Source organism: Maricaulis sp., assembly GCF_030149425.1.
Lineage (GTDB): Bacteria > Pseudomonadota > Alphaproteobacteria > Caulobacterales > Maricaulaceae > Maricaulis.
This window is the reverse complement of sequence record NZ_JASBRQ010000008.1, coordinates 38,903-65,313: the sequence shown is the minus strand read 5'-3', so window position 1 is coordinate 65,313 and position 26,411 is coordinate 38,903. Positions and strand designations below refer to the sequence as shown.

At 63.7% G+C, this 26,411-nt stretch carries 28 protein-coding genes; 18 read left to right on the top strand and 10 right to left on the bottom strand.

Annotated elements, in window-relative coordinates; translation table 11 throughout:
• Nucleotides 1–53 precede the first annotated feature (53 nt).
• A complete protein-coding gene (locus tag Q1V57_RS01890; RefSeq protein WP_300527190.1) occupies nucleotides 54–323 on the top strand; it encodes a hypothetical protein in 270 nt (89 codons plus the stop codon).
• Between the two features lie 7 nt (nucleotides 324–330).
• Here the strand turns inward: Q1V57_RS01890 and Q1V57_RS01885 are convergent, their stop codons facing one another.
• From Q1V57_RS01885 to Q1V57_RS01870, 4 genes are all read right to left on the bottom strand, one after another.
• Nucleotides 331–873, bottom strand: coding sequence for a hypothetical protein (locus Q1V57_RS01885; RefSeq protein WP_300527188.1), 543 nt, complete (start codon nucleotides 871–873; stop codon nucleotides 331–333).
• 11 nt (nucleotides 874–884) lie between these two features.
• Complete coding sequence (locus tag Q1V57_RS01880; RefSeq protein ID WP_300527187.1) at nucleotides 885–2,333, bottom strand: S41 family peptidase; 1,449 nt, start codon at nucleotides 2,331–2,333, stop codon at nucleotides 885–887.
• Nucleotides 2,334–2,335: 2 nt separating this feature from the next.
• Nucleotides 2,336–2,887, bottom strand: coding sequence for a hypothetical protein (locus tag Q1V57_RS01875; RefSeq protein ID WP_300527186.1), 552 nt, complete (start codon nucleotides 2,885–2,887; stop codon nucleotides 2,336–2,338).
• A gap of 110 nt (nucleotides 2,888–2,997) precedes the next feature.
• Nucleotides 2,998–4,128, bottom strand: a complete 1,131-nt coding sequence (locus Q1V57_RS01870; protein WP_300527185.1) for an AraC family transcriptional regulator — start codon at nucleotides 4,126–4,128, stop codon at nucleotides 2,998–3,000.
• Between the two features lie 99 nt (nucleotides 4,129–4,227).
• Here Q1V57_RS01870 and Q1V57_RS01865 point away from each other — a divergent pair, with 99 nt between their 5' ends.
• The 5 genes from Q1V57_RS01865 to tkt all read left to right on the top strand — a co-directional run bounded on the left by Q1V57_RS01865 (nucleotide 4,228) and on the right by tkt (nucleotide 10,941).
• The gene (locus Q1V57_RS01865; RefSeq protein WP_300527183.1) at nucleotides 4,228–5,313 is read left to right on the top strand and encodes a mannose-1-phosphate guanylyltransferase/mannose-6-phosphate isomerase; all 1,086 of its coding nucleotides are present in this window, start codon (nucleotides 4,228–4,230) and stop codon (nucleotides 5,311–5,313) included.
• A 93-nt stretch (nucleotides 5,314–5,406) separates the two neighbouring features.
• Entirely contained in the window at nucleotides 5,407–6,168 is a 762-nt protein-coding gene (locus Q1V57_RS01860; RefSeq protein ID WP_300527181.1) for a YebC/PmpR family DNA-binding transcriptional regulator, read from the top strand.
• 29 nt (nucleotides 6,169–6,197) lie between these two features.
• Complete coding sequence (locus Q1V57_RS01855) at nucleotides 6,198–7,391, top strand: AGE family epimerase/isomerase (protein ID WP_300527180.1); 1,194 nt, start codon at nucleotides 6,198–6,200, stop codon at nucleotides 7,389–7,391.
• Nucleotides 7,366–8,910, top strand: coding sequence for a glucose-6-phosphate isomerase (gene pgi / locus Q1V57_RS01850; RefSeq protein ID WP_300527178.1), 1,545 nt, complete (start codon nucleotides 7,366–7,368; stop codon nucleotides 8,908–8,910). Before Q1V57_RS01855 ends, pgi begins: the two co-directional genes overlap by 26 nt.
• A 54-nt stretch (nucleotides 8,911–8,964) precedes the next feature.
• Nucleotides 8,965–10,941, top strand: a complete 1,977-nt coding sequence (gene tkt, locus Q1V57_RS01845) for a transketolase (protein WP_366145052.1) — start codon at nucleotides 8,965–8,967, stop codon at nucleotides 10,939–10,941.
• A gap of 71 nt (nucleotides 10,942–11,012) precedes the next feature.
• Here tkt and Q1V57_RS01840 read toward each other — a convergent pair whose 3' ends face one another.
• The 5 genes from Q1V57_RS01840 to Q1V57_RS01820 form a co-directional block, all read right to left on the bottom strand.
• Complete coding sequence (locus Q1V57_RS01840; protein ID WP_300527176.1) at nucleotides 11,013–12,221, bottom strand: cupin domain-containing protein; 1,209 nt, start codon at nucleotides 12,219–12,221, stop codon at nucleotides 11,013–11,015.
• Between the two features lie 78 nt (nucleotides 12,222–12,299).
• Nucleotides 12,300–12,425 carry a hypothetical protein gene (locus tag Q1V57_RS01835; protein WP_300527175.1) on the bottom strand — a complete coding sequence of 42 codons (126 nt, stop codon included), beginning with the start codon at nucleotides 12,423–12,425 and terminating at the stop codon, nucleotides 12,300–12,302.
• A gap of 162 nt (nucleotides 12,426–12,587) precedes the next feature.
• Nucleotides 12,588–12,905, bottom strand: a complete 318-nt coding sequence (locus tag Q1V57_RS01830; RefSeq protein ID WP_300527173.1) for a hypothetical protein — start codon at nucleotides 12,903–12,905, stop codon at nucleotides 12,588–12,590.
• A 112-nt stretch (nucleotides 12,906–13,017) separates the two neighbouring features.
• Nucleotides 13,018–13,719, bottom strand: coding sequence for a hypothetical protein (locus Q1V57_RS01825; protein WP_300527172.1), 702 nt, complete (start codon nucleotides 13,717–13,719; stop codon nucleotides 13,018–13,020).
• 106 nt (nucleotides 13,720–13,825) lie between these two features.
• Nucleotides 13,826–14,167, bottom strand: a complete 342-nt coding sequence (locus Q1V57_RS01820) for a hypothetical protein (protein ID WP_300527171.1) — start codon at nucleotides 14,165–14,167, stop codon at nucleotides 13,826–13,828.
• 301 nt (nucleotides 14,168–14,468) lie between these two features.
• Between Q1V57_RS01820 and ruvC the strand changes: the two genes are divergently transcribed.
• Genes ruvC through ruvB form a run of 3 tightly spaced genes read left to right on the top strand, consistent with a single transcriptional unit; the run spans nucleotide 14,469 to nucleotide 16,638 of the window.
• Nucleotides 14,469–14,969, top strand: a complete 501-nt coding sequence (ruvC, locus tag Q1V57_RS01815) for a crossover junction endodeoxyribonuclease RuvC (protein WP_300527170.1) — start codon at nucleotides 14,469–14,471, stop codon at nucleotides 14,967–14,969.
• Nucleotides 14,966–15,604: a Holliday junction branch migration protein RuvA gene (ruvA, locus tag Q1V57_RS01810; RefSeq protein ID WP_300527168.1), complete on the top strand. Its 639-nt coding sequence runs from the start codon at nucleotides 14,966–14,968 to the stop codon at nucleotides 15,602–15,604. The genes ruvC and ruvA overlap by 4 nt, the downstream gene beginning before the upstream one ends.
• Complete coding sequence (gene ruvB, locus Q1V57_RS01805) at nucleotides 15,601–16,638, top strand: Holliday junction branch migration DNA helicase RuvB (RefSeq protein WP_300527166.1); 1,038 nt, start codon at nucleotides 15,601–15,603, stop codon at nucleotides 16,636–16,638. Before ruvA ends, ruvB begins: the two co-directional genes overlap by 4 nt.
• Here ruvB and Q1V57_RS01800 read toward each other — a convergent pair.
• Nucleotides 16,529–18,427 carry an ATP-binding protein gene (locus tag Q1V57_RS01800; RefSeq protein ID WP_300527165.1) on the bottom strand — a complete coding sequence of 633 codons (1,899 nt, stop codon included), beginning with the start codon at nucleotides 18,425–18,427 and terminating at the stop codon, nucleotides 16,529–16,531. The two genes, ruvB and Q1V57_RS01800, sit on opposite strands and share 110 nt — an antisense overlap.
• Before the next feature lie 86 nt (nucleotides 18,428–18,513).
• Here Q1V57_RS01800 and ybgC point away from each other — a divergent pair, with 86 nt between their 5' ends.
• From ybgC to tilS, 9 genes are all read left to right on the top strand, one after another.
• Nucleotides 18,514–18,984, top strand: a complete 471-nt coding sequence (gene ybgC / locus Q1V57_RS01795) for a tol-pal system-associated acyl-CoA thioesterase (RefSeq protein ID WP_300527164.1) — start codon at nucleotides 18,514–18,516, stop codon at nucleotides 18,982–18,984.
• Nucleotides 18,985–19,081: 97 nt separating this feature from the next.
• Nucleotides 19,082–19,753, top strand: a complete 672-nt coding sequence (locus tag Q1V57_RS01790) for a hypothetical protein (protein ID WP_300527162.1) — start codon at nucleotides 19,082–19,084, stop codon at nucleotides 19,751–19,753.
• A 255-nt stretch (nucleotides 19,754–20,008) separates the two neighbouring features.
• Complete coding sequence (tolQ, locus tag Q1V57_RS01785) at nucleotides 20,009–20,677, top strand: protein TolQ (protein WP_300527161.1); 669 nt, start codon at nucleotides 20,009–20,011, stop codon at nucleotides 20,675–20,677.
• A gap of 2 nt (nucleotides 20,678–20,679) precedes the next feature.
• Nucleotides 20,680–21,114, top strand: a complete 435-nt coding sequence (locus Q1V57_RS01780; RefSeq protein ID WP_300527160.1) for a biopolymer transporter ExbD — start codon at nucleotides 20,680–20,682, stop codon at nucleotides 21,112–21,114.
• Nucleotides 21,115–21,123: 9 nt separating this feature from the next.
• Nucleotides 21,124–21,939 carry a hypothetical protein gene (locus tag Q1V57_RS01775; protein WP_300527159.1) on the top strand — a complete coding sequence of 272 codons (816 nt, stop codon included), beginning with the start codon at nucleotides 21,124–21,126 and terminating at the stop codon, nucleotides 21,937–21,939.
• Nucleotides 21,940–21,971: 32 nt separating this feature from the next.
• Entirely contained in the window at nucleotides 21,972–23,336 is a 1,365-nt protein-coding gene (locus Q1V57_RS01770) for a Tol-Pal system beta propeller repeat protein TolB (protein ID WP_300527157.1), read from the top strand.
• Between the two features lie 132 nt (nucleotides 23,337–23,468).
• On the top strand, nucleotides 23,469–23,981 hold the full coding sequence (pal, locus tag Q1V57_RS01765) for a peptidoglycan-associated lipoprotein Pal (RefSeq protein ID WP_300527155.1): 513 nt from the start codon (nucleotides 23,469–23,471) through the stop codon (nucleotides 23,979–23,981).
• Nucleotides 23,982–24,104: 123 nt separating this feature from the next.
• Nucleotides 24,105–24,989 carry a tol-pal system protein YbgF gene (gene ybgF / locus Q1V57_RS01760; RefSeq protein WP_300527153.1) on the top strand — a complete coding sequence of 295 codons (885 nt, stop codon included), beginning with the start codon at nucleotides 24,105–24,107 and terminating at the stop codon, nucleotides 24,987–24,989.
• A gap of 1 nt (nucleotide 24,990) precedes the next feature.
• Complete coding sequence (tilS, locus tag Q1V57_RS01755; protein ID WP_300527152.1) at nucleotides 24,991–26,400, top strand: tRNA lysidine(34) synthetase TilS; 1,410 nt, start codon at nucleotides 24,991–24,993, stop codon at nucleotides 26,398–26,400.
• Nucleotides 26,401–26,411: the final 11 nt, after the last annotated feature.

The window sequence follows — 26,411 nt, the reverse complement described above, 5'->3', positions numbered from 1 at the left end:
CAGCCCCGTTTTTGAGCTCGCGGTGAGTGCCGTTCGCGCGGTTTGGAGGGGATATGTTCAAGCAGACGATCCGGTTCGAACGTGAGCAAGATGCTCACATTTTCGATCTGCACCTGCTCGACTTCCTGCGCGAGTGCGATCAGATCGAAGAAGGCGATGCAGGCTGTCTCTTCACCACGCGTGAAGTGCAGCAGGAGACGCATATCCGCGTCGTCCAGACCGATCGCCCGGAAATCCTCGGACGCCTCCTCAGCTTTCTTTCGATGCGAAATTTCCCGCCGGCGGCGCAGACCGGCGAGCGCGCGACCTCGCTCGGTCGCTGAAACGCAGCTATTGCGGTGGCGCTGGGCAGGCGCGGACCGGTTCCGGTTCGGTCTGGAAGGTCACTGTCCAGCACTCGTCATAGATTGAGCAATAACAGGCCTGAATATCGATCCGCCCATAGAGCTGGTTGATCAGACGTCGTGTGCGCTCTTCCCAGGGTACGGTGAAAAGCGTGCCGGTTTCGCGCGGTGAGAAGACGCGGCCGGACGGATCAGTTGCGCCGTAAAGGTCATAGCTGAAGGCCTCGTCCTCGCCCAATTCGGCCAGCACCATGGCGTCCAGATCGCTGATCACCTCGCCGTCCACTAGCATGCGCGCCCAGCGCAGGCGTGCGGGGCCAACGCCCTTGTTTTCCAGTGCCAGCAGATACCCGTCGCTGGAATAGTTGGCGTAGATTTCGACATAGGGCCAGACCGCAGCGCGCTGGTTGGCGCGCTGGGTGCTGGCTTCGAAGATCGACACACCCAGCGCGGAGACCGAGATCAGCACGGCGATCAGGGCGGCGGCATTGGAGAATGTCGAGCCGCCGGGCGCTGGGGTGTCACTCATTTCAAGTCCTCTCAGTTACGGGTCTGCGACCAGTCCAGGGCGGCTTCAAGGGCCGGATCGGTTCCCGCCAGCCAGCTCTCATAGGTCAGCGGGGCGGCGATGTCGGGATCAAAGCCGCGACCGAAGACCGGATCGGTGACGTTCTGGATCGTCCATTGTGCCGGGACGCGAACGGTGATGTCGCTTTCCGGCAGAACCAGGAAGAAGATGATATTGGCGGTTGGGCCTTCCTGGCTGCCGCCGGTGGCTTCACCGATCAGGGTGGCCCGGTCGCGCTCTTTCAGCGCGCCGATAATGGTCGCCGCGCCGGAGGCATTGGCCGTGCTGGTCAGGACGGCGAGATCGCCCTGCCAGGCATTGGCGGCCGGCTGCACCACCGTGCTCGCCCCGATAATGTCCGGATTGATGGTGAACAGCCCGTCCTCCCGCGCGGTAAACCAGGCCGGATCCGGACTGAGGGCGGAGCGGTCCCAGGTCGAGATGTAATCCGCCGAGGCGCTGAGGTCATAGGTCGCCGCCCGCACTTCCAGCACCGGCTGGTGCGGGGCATCGAGCAGGTAGGACATCAGCCCTTGTTGCGCATCGGTCGAGCCGCCGCCATTCCGGCGCAGATCCAGAATCAGGGTCTGCGTGTCCTGGGCGCGGATTTCAGCAAACACCGGATCGAGCACCTCGGCTGGATTAACCGGGCTGCGGTAATTGACGAAAGTCTCGATGCTCAGGACCGCAACGCCGTCGGCGGGATAGGCAACCGAGATTGCATCCTCATCGGAGAAATTGCGATAGCGCGTACCGCCGCGCAGACGGGCGACATAATCGGTGTAGGACAGGCGCCGGCGGGTTTCACGCCGGATTGTCCCGTCCAGCCCGCGGACTTCCAGCTCGACCAGGCGCTGATTGGCAAACAGCAGGGTGTCGAACTGCTCGAACCCGGTCGCCATGAACTCGCCGAATCCGGTCATGGCATTGTCGCGGACATGATCGGTGAAGCCGTCGACCGGCATGTAGGGCCGGATCGCGGCGAAGCGTTCGGACGGGGCAATGCCGTCGATTGAAACGATCTCCTCGCCCCGCACAAGCTCGCTCCCGCCGGGATTGTCGACATACATGCGGTCGTCAAAAATCCTGAAGCTGAAGGGCAGGTGGACCTCCGCTTCCTGGCGGTAGGCCGCGATCGCGTCGGGGAATTCCGCCTTGGTATGGTCGCAGCGGATTTCTGCCAGGATGTAGGAGATTTGCAGGTAGAACTCGCCTGCACTCATCCCCTCCTGAGCCGCCTGTTCCAGCTCCGTCCACAGCCCGTCGAGATGGTCGCGGCTCTGATACCGGGCATAGCCGGGGTGAATGGTTTCAAGCGCCTGGCGGGCAATAGCGATATCACGCTCGACCTGTTCGGCACTCAGGGTTTGTGCGGTGGGGTCAGCGGCCCAGATCAGGCCGGCCAGCAAAAGCATTTTCATGATTATTCCCCCCGCGCCTGGCGTTCGACTTCGATACGATTGCGGAAAACGAAATCCTCCCGCGTATCCGTGCGCGCCTGGCGTTCTGCGCGCAGGCTATCGCCATTGAGTGACCAGAGATAGCGGATTTCCGCCGGCTGACCGTTATCGCTGCCGTGCGAGCGAAGCTCGGCGCGCCAGCCATTTTCTGTCTGTTCGAACTTGACCAGCTGGCTCTCGGACACCTCGAACGAGCCGCCACGGCTGTAGACACTGCGCATGCGCTCGCCGTCCCAACTCGTCAGCTCGGCCGCATGCACGGTATAGCCCGGGTCGGTAAAGGCGTTCTCGGTCAGGATATATTCCCCCGCGGGTCCGGTGCTGACAGTACGGGCGTGGGGCAGGAACACACGTTCATTGCTCCGGTAGTCGCGGTATTCCAGCGTGCCGCTCCAATCGCCATTGAGGGTGGTCAGGGCCTCCGCAAAGGCGTCGCCGTCCACAGATTGTGCCAGGACCGGCGCGCTGATGCCCAGCGCTGCGGCCAGGCCGGGGACGAGAAGATGTTTGAGCATGTCTGCGATCTCCATGTGTGCAGAAGGGCCTCCCTGCTGCCAACATGGTTTTTCCGCTTCGGACGGCGTCCCAAACTCGCTTCAAGTCTCTGATTTATCGAATTTGAGACCTATTCCCCCGCTACAGAAGCAGACATGTGCTGCGCCCTGTAGGCGGCCGGGGTCATGCCGGTGACGTCGCGGAAGACGCGATTGAATGTGGCCTTGGAGTTGAAACCGCAGGCCAGCGCGGCGTGCAACACGTCTTCGGCCCCGCCTGCGAGCTCGGCTTTGACGGCCTCAACGCGGATCGTGTTGATAAAGCGATTGAAGTTCTGCCCGGCGCCGAGATTGACCGTGCGTGACAGATACGTCTCGTTGGTTGCCAGCCGCCGGGCCAGATCAGGTGCGGACAGGCGCGGCTCCAGATGCCAGTTCTCGGTGACAATGCGCTGGCGCAGGCTGGCCGCTTCCGTTGCCCAGTCCCGCCCTTGTGGTTCGCTGCTCTCTTGCGGATTGTCCGCCGTTTCCAGGGGCATTTTCGGAAAGGCTTCGCGCTGCTGCAGCAGTGCACCGAGCGCAAGGATATAGAATACGGCGCCGGCCGCGATATAGACCGGGTATTGCTGGATGTAGCTCAGCGGACCGAAGATGAGATGGGCGGCTTCATTGATGAAGATGGCGCTGATCAGCAGGCCCATCGCGACCAGGAAGACACCAAGCCAGCGGGGATCGAATTCCGATGCGGCGGAAGAATGGTGTTTGAGCCAGCCGCGATAGCGCTGATAGTGCTGCCAGGACACAATCAGCGCGATGATCAGTACAATCAGGCCGCCCGTATCCTCGATATTGGCGATGTAGGGGCGATGCACATGATCGCTCCACCAGTCCTTGGTGGCAGCGCTTTGCACCATCATGACCAGGCCATAACCCAGTTCCACAAAACCGGGCAGCCAGAGCCAGCGGCCTGGCGGCGGTGCGTCTTCGCGGGTCAATGCCCAGGCATAGGCCCAGACCAGTGGTCCCAAGAACCAGTCGAGCGCGAACGGTGTGTAGGAAATTCCGGGCCAGCGGTCGTAGAAACCGGCAAAGCCGATCATCTGCGGTGTGAAATGGCCGACGGCGACGACGAGCAGCAAAACCAGATAGGTATTGGCCCGGCGTTCATGGCGGCGGCGCAGCAGGAAACCCGCCGCAATCAGCAGGTGGACGGAAACCAGCAGTAGCAGCAGGGTACGCCAGCCCAGGACAAGCTCGTTCATGGTCGTGTTTCTATCGCGGTTCTACGGCAGTTTACCATCGCTTTGCGGTATGCTTTACCGCTTCGTAATGGCAACGCAAACCACGCCGTCGGGGACTGTATGACTCGCATTATTGTACCGGTAATCATGTCCGGGGGCTCGGGCACCCGTCTGTGGCCGCTGTCGCGCCAGTCCAGCCCGAAGCAGTTGCACGCGCTGACCTCCGATCTGACGCTGATCCAGCACACGATTGCCCGGGTCAACGCTGATGGCGGCGCCTTCGTCTTCGCCGACCCGATGGTGATTCTCAATGAACGCCAGCTCGCGCCGGCTCAGGCCCAGATCAAGGAGATGGGCCGGCAGGGCGTCAGCTGGATCGTCGAACCCTGTGGCCGCAATACTGCGCCCGTCGCCGCCGTCGCCGCCGAAGCCGCGCGCGCCCGTTATGGCGAGGATGCCATGGTGCTGTTGATGCCGGCGGATCATCATATTGATGATGAAGAGGCCTTCCGCGCCACCGCCATTCGCGGCGCTCATCTGGCCCAGAGCGGCCGTATCGTCACCTTCGGCATCAAGCCGACCGGGCCGGCGACCGGTTTTGGCTATATCCGCCGCGGCGATGCGGTGGGTGATGGCTATCTCGTCGACGCCTTCAAGGAGAAGCCGAAGCGCGATATCGCGCTCGAATACGTGGCTGACGGGCGCTATTACTGGAATGCGGGGATTTTCCTGTTCGGTGCCGGCGCGGTCGCGGACGAGATGATGGCGCATTGCCCCGAGCTTTTGCGCCTCAGCCGTCAGGCCGTGGTCGATGCTGTTGTGGAACAGGATGTTATCCGTCTCGACCAAAGAGCATTTGAAGCCATTGATGGCGATAGTTTCGACTATGCCGTGATGGAGCATACCGGGCGTGCGGCGGTGGTGCCGGCGGACTTCGGCTGGTCCGATGTCGGGTCCTGGAGCGCGCTCTGGGAGATATCGGACAAGGATGACGCCGGTAATGCCGTGCGGGGTGATGTGCATCTTGAGGACGTCAGCGGGTCGATCGTTTATTCGACCGCGTTGCGGGTTGGCGTCATCGGCGCCGAGGACCTGATCGTCGTCGCCACTGAGGATGCAGTTCTCGTGGCACGCAAATCCGATGATCAAGCCGTCAAGAAGCTGGTCGAGCGCTTGCGCAATGAAGGGCGCCTCGATTTGCTTTAGGACAGGCGCTGGCGATGTGGCTTAGCCACTGGCAGAGTGCCGGCAAAATGAGTAATCACAGCGTCAAAGACGTGACGACAAAGGAAGACCGCTATGGCCGGACACTCCAAATGGGCGAATATCCAGCACCGTAAAGGCCGCCAGGATGCCGTCCGCTCCAAACTTTTCTCCCGCCTGTCCAAGGAAATCGCGATTGCCGCGAAACTGGGCGGCCCGGATCCCGACGCTAATCCGCGCCTGCGCCTGGCTATTGCCAACGCCAAGGGCCAGTCCATGCCGAAGGACAATATCCAACGCGCCATCGACAAGGCCTCCGGCGGCGATGGCGATGCCTACGAGGATATCCGCTATGAGGGCTTCGGCCCGGCCGGCATCGGCGTGATCGTCGAGGTGTCCACCGATAACCGCAATCGCGCTGCTGCCGAAGTGCGCACCGCCTTCGCCAAAAACGGTGGCAATATGGGCGAAACCGGTTCGGTCGCTTTCATGTTCGATAATGTCGGCGAGATCCGCTATCCGCTGTCCAAGGCCGATGACGACACGATGATGGAAGCCGCCATCGAGGCCGGCGCCGAGGATGTGTCGTCGGAAGAGGGCGATGATGAAAACGAGGGCCAGCACGTCATCTTCACGGCGCGCGAGGATCTCATGGATGTGGTCTCCAGCCTTTCGGCCCAGTTCGAAGATCCGGCCTCGGCCAAGATCATCTGGAAACCGCAGAACCTCATCGATGTGCCGGGAGACAAGGTCCCGACCCTGATGAAGATGATGGAAGCGCTGGAAGACTGCGACGACGTCCAGAATGTCTATGCCAACTTCGACATTTCTGATGAGGATATGGCGAATCTGGGCTAACTAGAGTTAGCGCTAAACCGGGGGTGGGCATGGACGGGCCGTCGCGGCTAACCGAGTGGGGCCTTAAGACCTGCCTGCCCTTCTGGCTGGATACCGGCTGGGACACGGTTCACGGCGGTTTTTTCGAATGTCTTGATCTGGACGGACGCGGGATCGCCGAGGGGCGGCGGCGTGTCCGCGTCCAGGCGCGCCAGATCTATGTCCAGGCGCGCTGTGCGCTATCTGGTTTTCCGGCAAATCTCGATCTGGCGCGCGACGGCTATGAGCTGTTGCGCCGCCGCGCCTTCGAGCAAGGCGGTATGCCGGGATGGGCGCACGCCCTGGATCCGCGTGGCGAGGTGATCGATGAGCGCCGCGACCTTTACGACCACGCCTTTATTCTCCTGGCCCAGGCCAGTCTTTACCGGGCCAGCGGCGATCGGCGCTACCTGGCCGACGCGCAGCAGCTTCTCGCCTTTCTCGACGCCCGGATGAAAGCGGACGGGCCCGGCTTTATCGAGGCGATTGGCGGTCCGGCCCTGCCGCGCCGGCAAAACCCGCACATGCACCTGTTTGAGGCCCTCCTGGCCTTGTATGAGGCCGATCCGGCGGATGAAACACGGCAGCGGCTGGATGCGCTCATGGCGTTGGCGCAAGATGTGTTTATCGACCGCAAGGCCGGCGTTCTGCGCGAGTTTTTCGACTCCGACTGGTCGGCCTATCCGGGCGATCAGGGCGATACGGTCGAGCCCGGCCACCTGTCTGAATGGGTCTGGCTGCTGGCCGAGTATGACCGGCTTTGCGATGACGATCATTCCACGATCGGCGACAGCCTGTTTGAAACCGCCCGGCAGCACGGCGTGGTCGCACGCACAGGGCTGATGTGTGCCGCGATGAATTCCAGCTGGGTTCATACCGACACCAGTTCGCGCAGCTGGATGCAGACCGAGCGCATTCGCGCGGCAGCGGTGCAAGTGCGGCTGGCCCGTCCGGGAGCCCGCGAGGAGCTCGATATCGCCTGTGCCCGCCTGTTCGAGCATCATCTCGATGCCGCAATACCAGGCGGCTGGATTGACCAGGTGGATGGAGACGGCGCCCCGCTCTCCGGCAAAATTCCCGCATCGACCCTATATCATGTGCTCGGAGCGATAATCGAAGCCGAGCAAATCGCCCGTCCTGAAGACCCGACCACCCTTTCAATGCAAAGTGCCCAACGCGATGACCGAACTGAAATCCCACGCTGACCGGCTGCGCGCCTCCCGTCTGGCCGAGCTCGTCGATGAGCCTGGCCGTCATGACGCCCTCGTCTTCGAGAAGGCCGGGCTCGAGCTGGATCTGACCAAGCAGCGTCTGGATGCGCCGGCGCTCGCCGCGCTGGTGCAGGCTGCGGAGGCGCAGGGGCTCGGTGAGCGCCGGGACGCCTTGTTGAGCGGCGGTATTGTCAATCCGACCGAAGGCCGGCCGGCCTTGCATATGGCTTATCGTGAAGGCGCCAATATCGCCGGTAGCGATCAGGCCGAGCTGGTCGCACGCACTCAGGCGCAAACCCGGTCCTTTGCCGAGCGGGTGCGGTCGGGCGATTACCGTCCCTCCGGCGAACCGATTGAGCGCATCGTCAATATCGGTATCGGCGGGTCAGACCTCGGGCCACGCCTGGTCGCTGACGCTCTGGCTCTGCACGCCGGTTCCGGGCCGGAGATGCGCTTTGTCGCCAGTCTCGACCCGACCGATCTGGAGCTGGCGCTGAGCGGTGCGGATCCACGGCGGGTTCTCTTCGTGGTGGCGTCGAAATCCTTCTCCACCCAGGAAACCCTGATGTCGGCGGAAGCCGCGCGCGACTGGCTGGCCGGCGAGATCGGCAGCGAGGCCACGGGTGCACATTTCATTGCGGCCTCGGCCGCGCCGGACAAGGCCACTGCCTTTGGCATCGACAAGGATCTCGTGTTTGATTTCCCGGACTGGGTCGGCGGCCGCTATTCGGTGTGGAGTGCGGTGGGCTTGAGCCTGGAGATCGGGTTGGGGCCGCAGGCCTTTGCCGATTTCCGTGCCGGCGCGCGGGCCATGGACGAGCATTTTGCCGCTGCCCCGCTGGGCCAGAATCTTCCCGTTTTGAAGGGGCTGGTGGATTACTGGAACCGCACCATGCTCGGCTATCCCAGCCGTTGCGTTGCCGCCTACTCCGCGCGTCTGGGCAAGCTGGCGGACTATTTCCAGCAGCTGGAAATGGAAAGCCTGGGTAAATCGGTCAATGAGGCCGGCGCGCCCAGCGGTACGCCTGGTGGCGCTCTGGTCTGGGGTGGTGCAGGCACCGAAATCCAGCACTCTTTCTTCCAGTGGCTGCACCAGGGGCCCGATACGGTACCGGTCGATTTCATCGGCATTCGCCGGCATTTCGGCAGCGATGATCCGCGCGAGCGTGCGCTGGCGGCCAATATGGCGGCCCAGGGCGCAGCCCTGCTGGCCGGCCGCCAGGTTGATCCGTCCTCCGAACCGGAGCTGGCCGCGCACAAATCCATGCCGGGCGAACGCGGCTCCACGACCCTGTTGCTGGACGATATGCAGCCCGGTCCGCTCGGCGCGCTGATTGCGTTGCACGAACACAAGGTTTTCGTTGAAAGCGTGCTCTACGACATCAACCCGTTCGACCAATGGGGTGTTGAACTGGGCAAGGTACTGACCAAAGGTATTCTGGACGGCGAGGTCTCACGCTATGACGCCTCGACGCAGGCGCTGCTCAAGCGCACCGGTTTCCAGACGCGTTAGATTTTCTTTTTGGATGGGGCGACCCATCGCATCCGGCATGCAAAAGGGGCTGTCATGACCGAAGGCATCGGCACACGTTACAAGGATATGGCCAATGCGCTGCGCGCTTTGTCCATGGACGCGGTCCAGAAGGCCAATTCCGGCCACCCCGGCATGCCGATGGGCATGGCCGACGTCGCCACCGTGTTGTGGTCGCGGCATCTGAAATTCGACCCGGCGGCGCCGAACTGGGCCGACCGCGACCGGTTCGTGCTTTCGGCCGGACACGGCTCGATGCTGATCTACAGCCTGCTGCACCTGACGGGGTTCGAGGATGTCACCCTCGACCAGATCAAGAATTTCCGCCAATTGGGCTCCAATACCGCCGGTCACCCGGAATACGGGCATACCCCGGGCGTCGAGGCGACCACCGGGCCGCTGGGGCAGGGCATCTCCATGGCGGTTGGTATGGCTCTGGCCGAGCGCATGCTCAATGCCGAGTTCGGTGACGATCTCGTTGATCACCGGACCTGGGTGATCGCCTCCGATGGTGATCTGCAGGAGGGCATTTCCCACGAGGCGATTTCGCTCGCCGGGCATCTCAAACTCAACCGTCTCTGCGTGCTCTGGGACGATAACGAGATTTCCATCGACGGCCCGACGCAGATGTCGGAATCCACCGATGTGTGCAAACGCTTTGAAGCCGCCGGCTGGACCACGGCCAAGGTCGACGGACATGACATGGACGCCATCGACAAGGCCATCGAGGCGGCGCGGTCCAGCGACAAGCCGGTGATGATCGCCTGCCGCACGACGATCGGCTACGGCGCTCCGAACAAGGCGGGTACGGCCGGTTCGCACGGTGCCCCGCTCGGCGATGAGGAAATCGCCGGTACGCGCCAGGCGATCGGCTGGCCGCATGCGCCGTTCGACGTGCCCCAGTCGGTCTATGATGACTGGCGCGCCGTGGGCTCACCGGAAATGCACGAAGCCTGGCGCGATCGCCTGGCGTCCACCGACAAGGCGGATGAGCTGGTCGATCGTCTCACCGGCGAGCTGGGTGAGGCCGGCCTCGCGGCTCTGGCTGACTGGCGCCAACAGGTCGCGGCTGACAAGCCGGACCTGGCCTCGCGGGCGGCGTCGGGCAAGACACTGGAAGCGGTCCTGCCCGCTATTCCGGGTCTCGCTGGTGGCTCGGCCGACCTGACCGGTTCCAACCTGACCAAGACCTCACATGGCGGCGTTGTCTCTGCCGACGATTATACCGGACCCTACATCCATTTCGGCGTCCGCGAGCACGGCATGGCGGCCTGCGCCAACGGTATGGCCCTGCATGGCGGTCTGCGCCCTTACGTGGCGACCTTCCTTGTGTTTGCTGATTATTGCCGCGGCTCGATGCGTCTGTCCTCGCTGATGGAGCAGCCGGTCGTCTATGTCCTGACCCATGACTCCATTGGTCTGGGCGAGGATGGCCCGACGCACCAGCCGGTGGAAACCCTGGCCTCGCTGCGCGCCATTCCGAACATGTATGTCTTCCGTCCGGCTGACGCGCTGGAAACCGCGGAAGCCTGGGAGCTGTCGCTGCAGCGGCAGGACGGGCCGAGCGTGCTGGCCCTGTCGCGCCAGAAACTGCCCTTCCTGCGCCAGGATAACGGCAGCGAGAACCTGTCTGCCCGCGGTGCCTACGTGTTGCGTGATGCCGCGGACGCCAAGGCGGTTATTGTCGCCACCGGGTCGGAGGTTTCCCTCGCCGTTGAAGCGGCGGACACCCTGGCGGGCAAGGGCATTGCCACCCGCGTGGTCTCCGCGCCCTGCCTGGACCTCTTCGCCGAGCAGGATCAGGCCTATCGCGATGAGGTTCTGCCGGCCGGATTGCCGGTCGTCGCCGTCGAGGCGGCGCTACGCTATGGCTGGGACGGTATTATCGGCCGCGATGGCGGCTTTGTCGGCATGACCGGTTTCGGTGCCAGTGCCCCGGCCGGCGAGCTGTACAAGCATTTCGGCATCACCGCTGAAGCTGTCGTCGGTGAAGTCGAGGTGCTTTTGGGCTAAGCCGTCCGATCCAGACAAAAGCGGCGCGCCGGATCGTCTCCGGCGCGCCTTTTTTGTGCCTGCGAGCGGGCTTACTTGGCCGGCTGCAGCTTGTCTTCGAGCGGATCGACGAGGCCGAAGGCGAAGAGTTTCTGGATCGTGTCGCGACGCGCATCCTCATCCAGGGCTTCGAAAGTCGCCTGGCTGACTACGCCGCCATCGAGCAGGACGTGCAGACCAGGTTCGGCCTCGGCCGGGAAGCGGACCTCGCCGCCTGCGGTAATGATCACCACTTCCTTGCCATCACCGGCAAAGCGCCAGGGGACGAGGGGTTTGAGGCGGTATTGCCGCTCGGCATTGAGCGGGGTGTCGAAATTGACGATGGTTCCCGGCGTATCCGGTGCGCGCGAGCGGATGAACTGGTCGACGAAGACATCGAGCGCATTGTCCAGCTTGGCGTTCTGGACAAACCCCTCCACCAGCTTGGCGAAATGGGCCCGGGCTTCAGCGCGGTCGAAATCCGGCCGGGCGTAGCCGGCGGGCAGGGCGCGGCGGAATTCCGGTGATGACAGGGCCACCTCCGATACCGCCTCCAGCATCAGATCGGCCCAGGTCTTGACGATCAGCCCGACGGTGATGTGCAGCGAGGCCCCGTCGCCATGCGTGCGGGCATCATGCATCAGGCCGCGCGGGACATAGGCGATTTCACCCGGTTCGAGGATAAATTCTTCAACCGGATCACCGATTTCATGCGCTCCGGACTGGTAGCCTTCGCCGCGATAGGGGTTTTCGACCGGTGTGTCATAGAGCCGCCAGGCCTTGGAGCCCTCGATCTGCATGACGAAGACGTCGTGATCATCGTAATGGGTGCGGAAGCCCTGCGCGTCGGGCGGGGTGAGATAGATATTGGTCTGCACATGGCAGGACAATTGCGCTTCCAGTGCGCGGCAGAAATTGGCCAGGACCGGGTCGGAGAAATGCAGCTGCGGCAGGATCAATGTGGCACCGCGCTGATACTGACGGGCCACCGCGCCGCGATCGATATTGCCATTATCGAAAGTATAGTCGCCGGGCCCGACAGGCGGGTCGGCGCGCGTCATGTCGAGCGGTCCATTGTCCAGGAGGCCGCTGGAGACGATTTCGTCGATCCGCTTGATGGATAACAGGTCGAGATATCGGCCCGGTTCATCCCGCTTGACGATCAGGGCCTTCTTCTCGTGATGGCTGTCAAAGAAGTCGCCGGAGCTGACCGGGTCGAGCATGTAGGCGAATACGTCCTTCATCCAGGCATTCTGAGCCATCGGAAGCCTCCTCAATGTCTTTTGATGTCGACGCTAGCTGACCCGTCCGGCAGCGCAAACGGCAAATCGCCGCAGTGCTTAATAGCGGCCGCGTCCGCGCCCGACCGGGTCGGCATAGGCACCGGTATCGCTGTCGGTGACACCGGAGCTACCGCGACCACGTCCGGCCGGATCGGCATAAGCGCCGCTATCGCTGTCCGTCACGCCGGAGCCGCCGCGGCCACGACCGGCCGGGTCGGCATAGCTGCCGCTGTCGCTGTCGGTAATGCCCGAGCCGCCACGACCACGTCCTGCCGGGTCGGCATAGGCGCCGCTATCGCTGTCGGTTACACCCGAGCCACCACGACCGCGTCCTGCGGGATCGGCCTAGGCGCCGCGGTCACTGTCGGTCACGCCGGAGCCGCCGCGACCGCGCCCAACCGGGTCCGCATAGGCACCGCTATCGCTGTCCGTGACGCCGCCGCGCCCGCCGCGACCACGTCCAACCGGGTCCGCATAGGCGCCACTATCGCTGTCGGTCACCCCCGAGCTTCCGCGGCCAGCACCGGCCGGGTCATAGGGGTCAGAATCTGTATAGCCGGTCGTTGCGCAGCCGGTGACAGCACCCCCCGCACCCAGGGCCAGTGATGTCCCCCCGACACGGGTCAGGAATGAGCGACGGCTCAGCAATCCCTTTTTGGCCATGACAGATATCCTCTCAACTTCCGCTCTCGCGGTAACAATAGCAGCGAGGCGGGCCTGACATTACGTCTGGCCCGGCCCCTTGCACATTCACTTTTCAACGCTGCCGAGAAGGTCAGCGATTATCGGTGCCGCGGCCATAACCGACACGGTCGGCATTGTTCCCGCTATCGCCATCGGTGATGCCCGTGCTGGAGGAGCGGCGCGGTCCGCGGCCATTGCCGCCCGGATCGCCCATTGTGCCGCTATCGCTGTCAGTATAGCCGCTGCGCCCGCGTCCATTGCCGACGGCATCGCTGGGATCGCTGTCGGTGATACCGGAGCGTCCGCGGCCATTGCCGACCGCGTCGCTGGGATCGCTGTCGGTGATGCCGGAACGTCCGCGACCATTGCCGACGGCGTCGCTGGGATCGCTGTCGGTGATACCGGAACGCCCGCGACCGTTGCCGACGGCGTCGCTCGGGTCATTGTCGGTGATACCGGAACGTCCGCGCCCATTGCCCACAGCATCGCTGGGATCGCTATCGGTGATGCCGGAGCGTCCCCGGCCATTGCCGACGGCATCGCTGGGATCGCTATCGGTGATGCCGGAGCTGCCGCGGCCATAACCTGCACGATCGCGGTTGGAGCCGCTATCGCTATCGGTCTGGCCGGTGCGGCCATAACCGACGGCATCATTGGGATCGCTATCGGTGCGTCCGGTATAGTTCTGGGCCTGGGCCCCGCCCGTGACGACGCCGGTCGCGCCGGTCGCCAGTGCGGCGCCGGCCACACGGGTCATAAAGGATCGCCGGCTGAGTTTACCTTTTTTGGCCATTCAAAGCTCCTGTGCCTGTCTCGCGAAACCGCCCCCACGGTTTCGAACTGTCCTCGCATGAATTGGATATCGCCCCGGGTGTGCGGCCCGTGGGCGTGTGCATGCCCTAATTGCTTGGTCCGCGTCCGCGCCCTGCTGTGTCGGTACAGCCTGACTCATCGCTGTCGGTGTAGCCGGTATTGCCGCGGCCATAGCCCGGATTATCGGCGCAGCGGCCGCTATCATTGTCGGTCATTCCCGTCGGGCTGGCGCCGTGATTGGCATAATCATTCGGGTCGCTGTCGGTGATGCCGGTGCGCGCCATGCCAATCTCGTCAGCGGGATCGGCATCCGAGCTGCGCTGGATGATCGCTGCGCCGGCCACGGCAGCCACAGCACCGGTCGCGACGGTTCCCCCGGCCACACGGGCCAGGAAAGAGCGGCGGCTCAGCTTGCCCTTTTTCGCCATGATGTTTCTCCCCGATGTGCCGTACCCGGAACCACTCCCGAATACGGCAACATGTCCATGAATACTCTATGCGCATGACGCGAGAGGAGCAAACCAAAGCTTTGGAAATAAAAGCACTTATTATCAATGGGAAAGCCGCAAAATTGCAATTGATAATCAAGAAAACTGAAAACGTTTCGCAATTCAGGGCACGGACGGGTTGTAGCGTCTGGTCCTTCACCGAAACCGCAGCAAAAAGCTGACGTTCACGACTTGTTCTCAAATGCGGCGCAGTGTTTACTCCAAAGCGGAGGGCGACAGCATGCACAACAGGATTCGCGTTATCGGAATCGATCCGGGATTGCGCCGCATGGGCTGGGGCATCATCGAGGTCGACGGCAATCGCCTGTCGGCGGTAGCGCATGGTACGGTCGCACCGCCCACCCAGGCGGCCCTGTCCGACCGATTGCAGCATCTTTTCGAGGAGCTCGGCGTCATCGTCGAACGTCACCAGCCGCACGAAGCGGCGATCGAGGAAGCCTTTATGGCCAATAATGCGTCCTCTGCGATGAAGCTCGGTCATGCCCGCGCTGCGGCCATGCTCGCGCCCGCATCGCGCGGCATCGCTGTCAGCGAGTATGCGGCCCGGCTGGTCAAAAAGACCGTGGTCGGCACCGGTGCAGCTGACAAGCACCAGATCGCGGCGATGATCTCCGTGCTGCTGCCCGGGACCAAGGCCGAGGCCGATGCGGCCGATGCTCTGGCGGTCGCCGTTTGCCATGCCCATCACCGCAAGGCGCAAGCCATCGGGAGTGCGGCATGATCGGAATGCTGAAAGGCGTCGTCGAGGCTGTTGGTGCTGAAGAAGCGGTCATTGACGTGAGCGGTGTCGGCTATCTGGTCAGCGCCGGCAGTCGCACCCTGGCGCGGCTGGAGCCGGGCGCAGAGGTCAAGCTACATATCGAGACCCATGTGCGCGAAGACGCGTTCAAGCTGTTCGGCTTTATCGAGGAGACTGACAGGGCCTGGTTCGTGCACTTGCAGAGCGTGCAGGGCGTCGGCGCCAAGGCAGCCTTTGCCATTCTCGACGCGGTCCCGGTATCCGAAATCGCCAATGCCGTGGCCCTGGGTGACAAGTCGACCTTTGCCCGGGCCAAGGGGGTCGGTCCGAAACTGGCGGGCCGGATTGCCAGCGAGCTGAAAGACAAGCCGCCACCGGCTGGCCGGTCTTTATCCATCGGTCTCGCCGCGCACGCGGCCGCCGACAGCAGCGCCGGGGCGCCAGCCGCGAGTGCAGCGGTGACGAGCGAGCGCGAGGATGCGGTCTCGGCCCTGCTCAATCTCGGCTATCAGGAAAACACTGCCCGCCAGGCGGTCGCCCAGGTTCTGCGCGCCGAAGGCGAAGAGGCGGCGCTGGGTGATATCATCCGGCTGGCCCTCAAGGAGCTGGCACCGTGAGTGACGCGCCGGACCGGATTGTCGATCAGCAGGCCCAGCCGGGCGACCATCGCGACAAGGCGATGCGTCCGCTCGCATTCAATGACTTCGTCGGTCAGAAATCCTCAATCGCGAATCTGCAGGTTTTTGTCGAGGCGGCGCGCCGGCGCGAAGAAGCGCTCGATCATGTTCTCCTGTCCGGTCCGCCGGGTCTGGGCAAGACAACCCTGGCCCAGATCGTTGCTCGGGAGCTCGGCGTTGGGTTTCGTGCGACCTCCGGTCCGGTCATCGCCAAAGCCGGTGATCTGGCGGCGATCCTGACCAATCTGGAACCGCGGGATGTTCTCTTCATCGATGAAATCCACCGCCTCGCCCCGGCAGTCGAGGAAGTCCTCTACCCGGCGATGGAGGATTTCTGCCTCGATCTTGTGATCGGCGAGGGGCCGGCGGCGCGGACAGTGCGTATCGAGCTGCCGCCCTTTACCCTCGTGGGTGCAACGACGCGGGCCGGCTTGCTGGCGACGCCGCTGCGAGACCGATTCGGGGTTCCGGTGCGGCTGGAATTTTATACCGCGGCCGAGCTTGGCTCGATCGTGCGGCGCAATGCGGCAAAATTCGGCATCAATGCCAGCGCCGACGGAGCCGAGGAAATCGCTCGCCGGGCCCGCGGGACGCCGCGCGTCGCCGGGCGGCTCTTGCGTCGTGTGCGCGACTTTGCCGAGGCGGAAGGGGCGAGCGAGATCAGTGCGGCGGTCGCCGACCGCGCGCTCGCCCGGCTGGAGGTCGACAAGATCGGCTTGGACAGCCTCGACCGGCGCTATCTCAAAGCCTTGATCGAGACCTTTGGCGGTGGGCCGGTTGGTGTGGAAACGCTGGCCGCAGCCCTCGCCGAGGCGCGGGACGCGCTCGAGGACGTGGTCGAGCCCTTCCTGATCCAGCAGGGTTTCATCCAGCGGACCCCACGCGGCCGTGCGGCGACGGCGCGGGCCTTCGAGCATCTCGGACTGACCCCGCCTCAAAGCCCGAACACCGCGCCGGGCGGGCTGTTTGACTAGCCGGTCGACGCGTTTTTTGAGCCAGGCCGGCCGCGCCGCCGACAGCCCCATTGATCACTTTGAGAAGCTCGCCGCGGGAGACCGGCTTGGCGAGCCAGCCATCCATACCAGCTTCCAGATATGCGGTCTGGTGTTCGGTCATGACATTGGCCGACAGGGCGAAGATCGGGGTGTGCGGGCGCGCGGTCTCGGCCTCGAGGCGGCGGATTTCACGGGTGGCGCTTTCCCCGTCCATCACCGGCATGCGCGCATCCATCAGGATCACGTCGAAGCTCTCCGACTTCCAGGCGTCAACGGCGGCCTGGCCGTCTTCCACCAGGGTGAGCTCGATCGGCATGTCCTTGAGGAGCGCCTGAACGACCATGCGATTGGTGAGATTGTCGTCGGCGGCCAGGACGCGGGCTTTGCGTTGATCGCCGGCAACCTCATAGACCTTGGCGATACGCGCATCGCGCTGGGCCCGGGACCGCCCCGGCGCCGCTGTGGCAACGTGCAAAGTGGCGGTGAAGGTCGAGCCCTGACCCGGCTCGCTGTGCACGGTGATGTGGCCGCCCATGCGATGGCAGAGCTTGCGGCAGATCGCCAGACCGAGCCCGGTGCCGCCATGGATTTTGCCGATGCGGGCATCCGCCTGCTCGAAGGACTGGAACAGCTTGTCCTGCACGTCCTGATCGATCCCGATACCGCTATCGCTGACCTCGATAATCAGCTCGGCCTGTTCGCCGCCGTCCAGCGTATTGCTCCGGACCGTCAGATTCACAGCGCCCTCGGCGGTGAATTTGACCGCATTTGAGACCAGATTGCTGGCGATCTGGGAGAAGCGGGTCGGGTCGCCGATGAAGCGGACGGTATCGTCGAATTCGACGGAGGTGTTCAGCGCGATGCCTTTTTCGTCGGCGGCATGGCTGTAGAGCGCAGCGATCGTATCGACGAGCTGATTGGGGCTGAAGCGCGCCTGTTCGATTTCCAGCTTGCCGGCTTCGATCTTGGACAGGTCCAGAATATCGTTGATTACCCGCAACAGGGCCGTGCCGCATTGCGAGATAACATTCAGCCGTGAGCGGACGTGCTCGTCCCGGGTTTCCCGGCCCAGCGCTTCGGCCATGCCGAGAATACCGTTCATCGGCGTGCGGATCTCATGGCTCATATTGGCGAGGAAATCCGACTTGGCGCGATTGGCCTCCTTGGCGTCTTCGAGCGCGGCGACCAGCTCGCCATTCGCGCGTTCCATCTCGCGCTGGAAAATGGTCACCGAGATGGTCATGGCGAGGGTCAGGACGGTCGCGCGCACCCCGTTCCAGACCGCGATGTCATAGCCATCGAGCCCGTAAGGCGAGGGCGGAATGGCGTCATGGAACAGCGTCAGGCCAGCCAAGGTCGCGACCACGATGCCGCCGGCAATGGGGGCATAACGATATCCCATCAGCAATCCGGTGAGCACCGGGATGCCGGCGAGATAGAACACGGTCTGATTGGCATTGCCGCCCATCGAGACGACCTGGAACATGGTCAGCGCATAAAGCAGGGTCAGCAGTCCGCCCGCGACGGGCAGGCTGCGCCCGGTCAGGTAGAGCGAGACCGGGGCCAGCAGAAAGCCGAGCGGGCCCAGCGTGCCGACCAGGGCCTGAGCTGGATATTCGGGGAAGACAACGCTGAAGGAGGACAGGGCAGACAGGCTGCCCAGAGCCGCGATGGTGACGGAGATGAAGCTGACCAGTCGCGCCCGGGCAATAGCGAGCACATCGCCACTACGGCGGCTGGGCCAGAATATCTCGGCAATCAGGCTCATCCGGCTTGCTCTCGTCGGTCGATCAGTCTTGAGTGCGCGTCTCAAGCCGCCAAATGAACAAATCCGTGCTGAAATAAGGTTAAGATATGAGTGCTGACAGCAGGCTGCATCCCACCAGCGGGTTTTTCGGCGAGGACAAGGTTCATCGCCTGCCGGTCCGGGTGTATTACGAGGACACCGATTTTTCCGGCATTGTCTATCATGCGCGCTACCTGCATTTCTTCGAGCGCGGCCGCAGCGACAGCCTGCGCTGCCTGGACATCCATCATGCCGAACTGGCCGTCGCAGATGACCCGCTCGCTTTTGCTGTGCGGCGCATGAATATCGAGTTTGTTCTCGCCGCCCGGGTCGATGACGCCCTTGTCGTGGAGACGCTTTACCGGCCCTCCAAAGGCGCGCGGCTGATGATCGAGCAGCGCCTGCTGCGCGGTGATGAGCTGATCGCTACGGCGGATGTGCAGGCGGTTTGTATCTCGCCGGAAGGGCGCGCCAAACGACCACCGAAAGCGGTCGCGGCGAAATGGCAAGCGGTTGTCCTTGCCCTCGACTCGGCATGAATTATCGTTAAGGTTAGTTCAAATAGGTATCGCTTTTCGGTGTGTTAGCGCGTTAGCGTTGGGTTTGACCGGAATGCTCGCTGTGCGGGAGGCGGGTGTGGACGATCAAAATCTAGAGGCTTTGAGCCTGCGGGCTGATGCCCCGGCGATGTCCTTTTATCCGCCGAATTTCCGGTTCGAGGTGATCCGGAGCTTCGAGGATGACGGCCGTCTCTTCATGCATGTGGCGCAGAACCCGGATGGTCAGGAAAACTGGGTGACGATGAGCCTGATCGGGCTGGGGCGTAATGGTGCCTCCGGCGTGCAGCACCAGGTCACCACCCGGGTCCATGTCACCGGCAATCCGGACCACACCATGATTGGCGGACCTCGCCTGCTCACTAGCAGTGAGGAAACCGCTACCAGCAAGGCCGTGGTGCGCGATTTCGTCGATACGGTCCTGGTGCGCGGCGAGACCGGGCGTTTTGGTGAAATGCTGGATCTGACGCGCTTTCGTACCCACAATCCGCGCGTGGCGGGTGGTGCGGCCAGCCTGCGCCGTCTGATCGAGGCGGAAAAACAGGCCGAGCAACCGCTGCGTTATCGCCGTGTGCACGAGATTGTCGGCTGTGCCAATTTCGCCGCCGCCTTCGCGACCATCGAATACCGCGGCAAGCTGTATGAGGCGTGCGATCTGTTCCGGGTCGAGGCCGGGCTGATTGTGGAGCATTGGGACATTGCCGAGGCCAGCGCGGAGCGCTTTCTGGCCAGTAATGATCGCGCCATTTAGGGCGACCTGACGCGGTCACCGGCTGTGACCCGCAAAGCGCGTATCGCAAAAATCTTCTCCCCGTCTGCGATAGAGGCCTGCAAGTGCGGGGGCTTGGTGTGCTATCACCTCCCGAAATTTGCCGCATTCCTGCGTCATGGGGCGTTATCCGGTCTCCCGGATGAAAGCACGCTGGTGTGCGGCACGGCATTTGAATGAAGAGAGTTACGTCGCTTATCCGACGCGTTGTGACGGAACGTAGCCGAGGGAAAGTTCATGGAAGAATCTGTGGTACACGCCGCGCAGGCGGTCGAGGGCTTTAGCTTCTACGACCTGTTCTTGCGGGCCGACTGGGTCGTCAAAGCGGTGATGGGTATCCTCGCTTTCATGTCGGTCTGGTCCTGGGCCATTGCCGTCGACAAGGCGCTGCAATTCCGCGGACTGCACGGCAAGGCCAAGTCCTTTGAACGCGATTTCTGGTCCGGCCGCTCGCTCGATGCCCTGGCCGAGCAATACGCCAAGAACCCGAAAGACCCGTTTACCCGCGTTTTCGCTGCCGCGCTGCGCGAGTGGAAAGGCGCCAACCCCGGCGGCCGGGTCGCCAAGGCCGCCAATGCCGAAGCCGGACGCCAGATGACGGAAAGCGAGGCCGGTCTCGGCATTCTCGCCACGATCGGCTCTGCGGCTCCTTTTGTGGGCCTGTTCGGTACGGTCTGGGGGATCATGAACGCCTTCCGCGCCATCGCCGCGGAACAGAACACCAATCTCGCCGTTGTCGCCCCGGGTATCGCCGAGGCGCTCTTTGCAACCGCGCTGGGCCTTCTGGCAGCAATTCCGGCAGTGATCTTCTTCAACGCCCTGTCCGCCAATCTGGGCAAGTATGGCGCCAAGCTGGACGGTTTCGTCGATGAGCTCTCCGCTCTCGCTGACCGGGAGGCGAAATAACCATGGGCGCCTCGGTCGACAGAGGCGGCAACGGGCGCGGACGGACGCGCTGGAAGCCCAAGGCGGAGATCAATGTGACGCCCTTCGTGGACGTCATGCTGGTGCTCCTGATCGTTTTCATGGTGACGGCGCCCTTCCTCACGGTCGGTATCCAGGTCGACATGCCGGAAACCGAAGCGCGCAACCTGCCCGCCTCGGAAGAACCGCTGACCATTACCATCACGGCTGAAGGCGTCATCTATCTGCAGGAAACCGAGGTCGGCTTTGACGAGCTGATTCCGCGCCTCGAGGCGATCGCCGGGGCCGGTTATGACAGCCGCGTCTTCATCCGCTCCGATGGCGGTGCCAGCTGGGACCAGATTGCGCCGGTCATGGCGCGGATCTCCGATGCCGGGTTCACCCGCCTCGGTCTGGTGACCAATCCGGTGGATCAATAAGGCGGTACCGTGCGCGGCCTCTTCGTCTCTCTCCTGGTTCACGGCGCCGTCATCGGCGCAGGCTTCGTGTACCTGCCTCGCATAGCCAGCGAGGTGGAAGAGATTCCCTTTATCCCGATCGAGCTGGTGACGGTATCCGATACGACCAATATCCGGGCCGCCGCGCCAGAGCCGGAAGAACCGGTCGAGGACACGCCGCCGGAAGAACTCGACCTCGAGGACGAGATTGTCGATCCCGAACCGGTTGCGCCGGAACCGGAGTCGGAGCCGGAGATCGAGCCTGAAGCCGCACCGGAACCCTTCCAGCCAGAACCGGAACCTGAACCCGAGCCCGAGCCGGTCGAGGAAGAACCGCCGGCCCCTGAGCCGGAGCCTGAACCCGAGCCCGAGCCGGAACCCCCGGCCGAGCCCAGCCTGGCTGACCTGTTGGGTGATCTGGAGCGCGAAGTGGCGGATGCCCGCAGCGAATCCGGGCCGGTCGATGTCGGCACCCGACGCTCGAGTGTCGGCAATGGTGAGGACATGACGGCGTCCCTTGAGGCCATCATGACCGAGCATATTCGCCGCTGCTGGCGAATCTCGCTGGATGCTCCCAATCCGGAAGAGCTGGCGGTCCAGGTCGAGCTGAGCCTCAATCGCGACGGTACGCTGGCCGCTGCGCCGCGCCTGACCGACCCGGGCGTGCGCAATTCCCGCAATCCCTATATGCGCGTCGCCGCCGAGCGCGCGCTGACCGCGGCGATTGATTGCCAGCCTTATCCGCTGCCGCCGGAAGAGTATTCCAGCTGGCGTCAAATTACTGCCACGTTCACACCGACCTACTAGCGTCAAACGATCCGCTTCCGGAGCCCATCACGATGATCCGCACCCTAAAAACGTTCATTCTCGCTGTGGCGAGCCTCCTGATCGTGCCGCTCGCGGCGACGGCCCAGGAGCCTCTGCGCGTCGACATTACCCAGGGCCATCTCGATCCGCTGCCGATCGCCCTGCCTGAATTCGTCAGCACGGGCGAGGATGTCGACGAGATGGCGGTCGAGATCACGCGGGTGGTGACCAATGACCTGGCCAGTTCCGGCCTGTTCGCGCCGACCGATCCGGCGGCGTATATCGAGGTGATCGAGAGCGTCAATCAGCTGCCGCGCTTCGAAGACTGGCGCGTGATTCAGAGCTCGGCCTTGCTGGTCGGCGAGGTTTCGCGGGTCGAGGATGGCCGTCTGCGGGTGATCTACCGGCTCTGGGATACGCGCCTGCAGGAGCAGATGATCGGTGGGCAGCTGACTGTGGCGGAGCAGAACTGGCGCCGTATCGGTCACAAGATTGCCGATGCGGTCTATGAGCGCATGACGGGCGAGGCCGGGTATTTCGATACCCGCATCGTCTATGTCGCCGAGGGCCGCAGCGCCAATGGCCAGACCCTGCGCCAGCTGGCGATCATGGATCAGGACGGCGCCAATCCGTATTATCTGACCGACCGGTCCTACATGGCGCTGTTGCCGAATTATTCGCCGAGCGCGCAGGAGATCACCTATGTCTCCTTCCTCGACGGCCAGGCGACGACCTATATCTATGATCTCGATACCGGCCGCCAAGAAGCGCTGTTCGCCTCCGGTGGCACCGGTGCCGCAAGCCAGGTTGATCCGGACGGGCAGAGCCTGTCGGCGCGCTTCTCGCCCGATGGTGAACGTCTGGCGGTCTCGGTGGAGACGCGCACCGGTCACGATATTCACCTGTTCGATCTGCGCACGCGCTCGCTCGAGCGTCTGACCCGTCACCCGGCCGATGATGTCGAGCCGTCCTTCTCGCCGGATGGCGAACGGATTGTGTTCTCCTCCGGCCGCAGCGGTGGTTCGCAGCTTTACATCATGAATGCCGACGGCACCGACACCCAGCGCATCACCTTTGGTGAAGGCCGCTATACGACGCCGGTCTGGTCGCCGCGCGGCGATCTCATTGCCTTCACCAAGCAAAGCGGCGGGACTTTCTCGCTTGGCGTTGTCCGTGCCGACGGGTCCGGTATCGAACGTATTCTTTTTGAAGGCTATTATGTCGATACCCCGGCCTGGTCGCCCAATGGCCGCGTGCTTTTGTTCACACGCGGAGAACCGCGCGCGGACGCGACGCGTTATGAAATCTGGAGTGTTGATCTGGCGGGCTTCAATCTGAGGCGTCTGGCCACCGGCGGAATGGCATCTGATCCGGCGTGGTCGCCCTTGATCGATTAGGCCATTTGCGCTTAGGGTGAATTCAATGCGCGGCACCGGTGGGGGGGCCGACGTGTAATTGTGCGTCGCTGAGACGTTCTTGGGAGTGCGCCAAGCACGAAGAAGTCTTGGCCGGATGAGGGTGTACACATCATGAAGATTAAACTGTTTGCGATTGCCGCGATGACCGCGTTTGCCACCGCGTGCGCGTCCACTCCGGTTGAAGTTGAAGAGCCGATCCCGGCTCCGGCGCCGGAACCGGTTGCCCAGCCGGCTGAGCCGGCCGGCCCGACGGCGGGTTCGCCGGAACACTTCGTTGCCACCGCTGGCGACCGTGTCTTCTTCGGCTATGACCGTCACGACCTGTCCGCGGAAGCCCGCGCAACCCTGCGCGACCAGGCGGCTTGGCTGGCGACCTATTCCGACGCGCGCATCGCCATTTCCGGCAATTGCGACGAGCGCGGTACCCGCGAGTACAACCTGGCCCTGGGTGCACGCCGCGCCAATGCCGCTCGCGACTACCTGATCAGCCAGGGCGTCGATGCCTCTCGCATCACCACGCGCTCCTATGGCAAGGAAAACCCGACCTGCACCGAGTCGAATGAGAGCTGCTGGGCGATCAACCGTAACTCGATCACCACGGTCTCCCGCGGCTACACCAACTAAGCCGTTGACGACTGTGACGTAATTGAAGACGCCCGCGGCCATGAATGTCGCGGGCGTTTTTTATATTTTTACCGCCGGAGCGGCCGCCGTATTTTGGCCGCGCTCGTGATCTAGGTCCGCATCATGATCCGTATTCTGTGTTTGACCGCCGTTGTTGCCGCCATCGCGGCGACGCCGGCCCACTCCCAATCCCGCCGCGAACTCGCGGAGCGCATTGATGCGACCGAGGTTCGTGTCGGCCAATTGGAAGCACAATTCCTCGCCGGTGACCCGGTGCTGGAAACGCTTCTGGAACGCCTCGACGCACTCGATTTTCAGGTCCGCGAGCTCAATGGCAATGCCGAGCGGCTGCAGTTCGAGAACCGGCAATTGCGCCAGCAGGTCGAAAGCCTGCAGGCCGAGCTTGATGCCATGCGCGCTCCGGCCCAGCCGGTGACCGATCCGGCGACGCTGGCCTTCATGAGCGAGGGCTTGGGCGTCGACGGCGAGCCGGGCGCTGAAGCCGGTCCCGCTGAGGGGGCTGTCGAGGACGATGCGCCGGCTGCCAATCCGCGTTTTGCCGAAGCCCGCGCCGGGGTGATGGGCACGCTTGGTGATCCCAATGCTGCTGCGGCCGAAGAGGTCGATCCGATCACGATTTTCGACCAGGGCCGGGCGCGCCTGGCCGATGGCGATTTTGACGGGGCGCAGTTCAGCTTCGAACAGTTCGCAACCGAAAACCCCGATCACCCGATGGCGGGTGAGAGCCTCTACTGGCTCGGCGAGACGCATTATGTGCGCGGCGATTTCGCGGCCTCCGCGGATGCCTATATCGCCTCCATGCGGACCCAGCCCAGTGGCGCCAAGGCGCCTGATGCGCTGATCCGTCTGGCGGCGTCGCTGGCCGGTCTTGGCCGCAATCGCGATGCCTGTGACACGCTGGCCCGCTTCCCGCGGCAATTCCCCAACGCTTCGCAGGAAAGCCGTGACCGCGCGGCGCGCGAATCGGTGCGGGCAAACTGCCGCTAGGGTGGCGGCAGAGCTTCAACAGCATGTCTTTGCACAGCTTGACCGCCTGGCCGGACCGGCCGGGCGGTTTGCTTTGGGCTATTCCGGGGGCGGCGATTCGCACGCCCTCCTGCTGCTCGCAACCGACTGGGCCAAGTTGCGTGGGCGCGATCTGACGGCTCTCATCGTCGACCATGGGCTGCGCCCTGAAAGCGCCGATGAGGCAGCACTGGCGCTCGAGCGCGCCGAGGCGGCCGGCATCCCGGCTGAGGTCTTGAGCTGGACGGGCGAAAAACCGCAACAGGGCATTCAGGCCGCGGCCCGCACGGCGCGACATACGCTCCTGGCCACCGCCTGCCGCCGGCTCGGCATCGCGCACCTCCTGCTGGCCCATACGCTCGACGATCAGGCCGAGACGGTGTGGATGCGCCTGGTGGCCGGTGGCGGATGGCGCAGCCTGGCGGGGATGCGGGAGCGCTCGGCCTCTCCAGTTTGGCCGCAGGGGCGGGGCCTGGAGTTGATCCGGCCCGTGCTGCAGGTCCGCCGGGCCGCGCTGCGGCAATATCTCGATGACGCCGATAGCGACTGGATCGAAGACCCGTCCAATCTTGACCGGCGCTATACCCGCATCCGGATCCGCGAGCACCTTGCCAGCATGGAGGCGCAGGGGTTTGACCCGGCGCGATTGGCGCACTGGGCTGCCGGGCTGGCTGGCATCGACCGCGCCGAAGCCGAAGCCGCCGGCCGGCTGGCTCTCGATGCGCTCAAGCTGGAGCCCTGGGGCGCCGCCCGGATTGAGCGCGAGCGCTATGCCCGCTCGCTTCCGGCGGTGCGGCTTCGTTTGCTCGACGCGCTTGTTCATGCCCTGGCGCTGCCGGGACCGGCGCCGGCCCGGCGGCACTTGCAGCGCCTGGACCAGGCCCTGATCGGGGGCGAACGCGTCACCGCGGCGCGGTTGATGGGTTTGCGATGGAAATCGCGAAGCTGGCTCTTGCGCGATCCGGGCAGTGTGCTCGGACGCGCCGATCTGACGCAGGACACGCCCGGAACGCACACGCCCGGCAACCGGTTGGCACCGCAAGCGCACCCCGATGGCACAGCAACCGCACCGCCCTGGCACCCGATCAGCGCCCAGATCACGCTGGAATCGGGCCTAGAAGACGCGATCATCAGCCCTTTGGGCCGTGATTATGCCGGCTTGGAAGAGCGCAGCCTGCTTGAGCGTATCCCCGGGATTGCGCGCCCCGCTCTCCTTGCTGTCAGACACTGCAATCGCATCATCGCTCTACCGGGTTTGTTAGGGGATGAGCGGGTAGGGTTTGACGATTGGGTGCCGGAGCGATTTGTGACGAGACTTTTTGCCGTCACGCCCCCGGCATGGTTTGATAGCGAGAAGGTGAAAGCCGCACCTGCGGAAACTCTCTCACCATGACTCGCAACCGA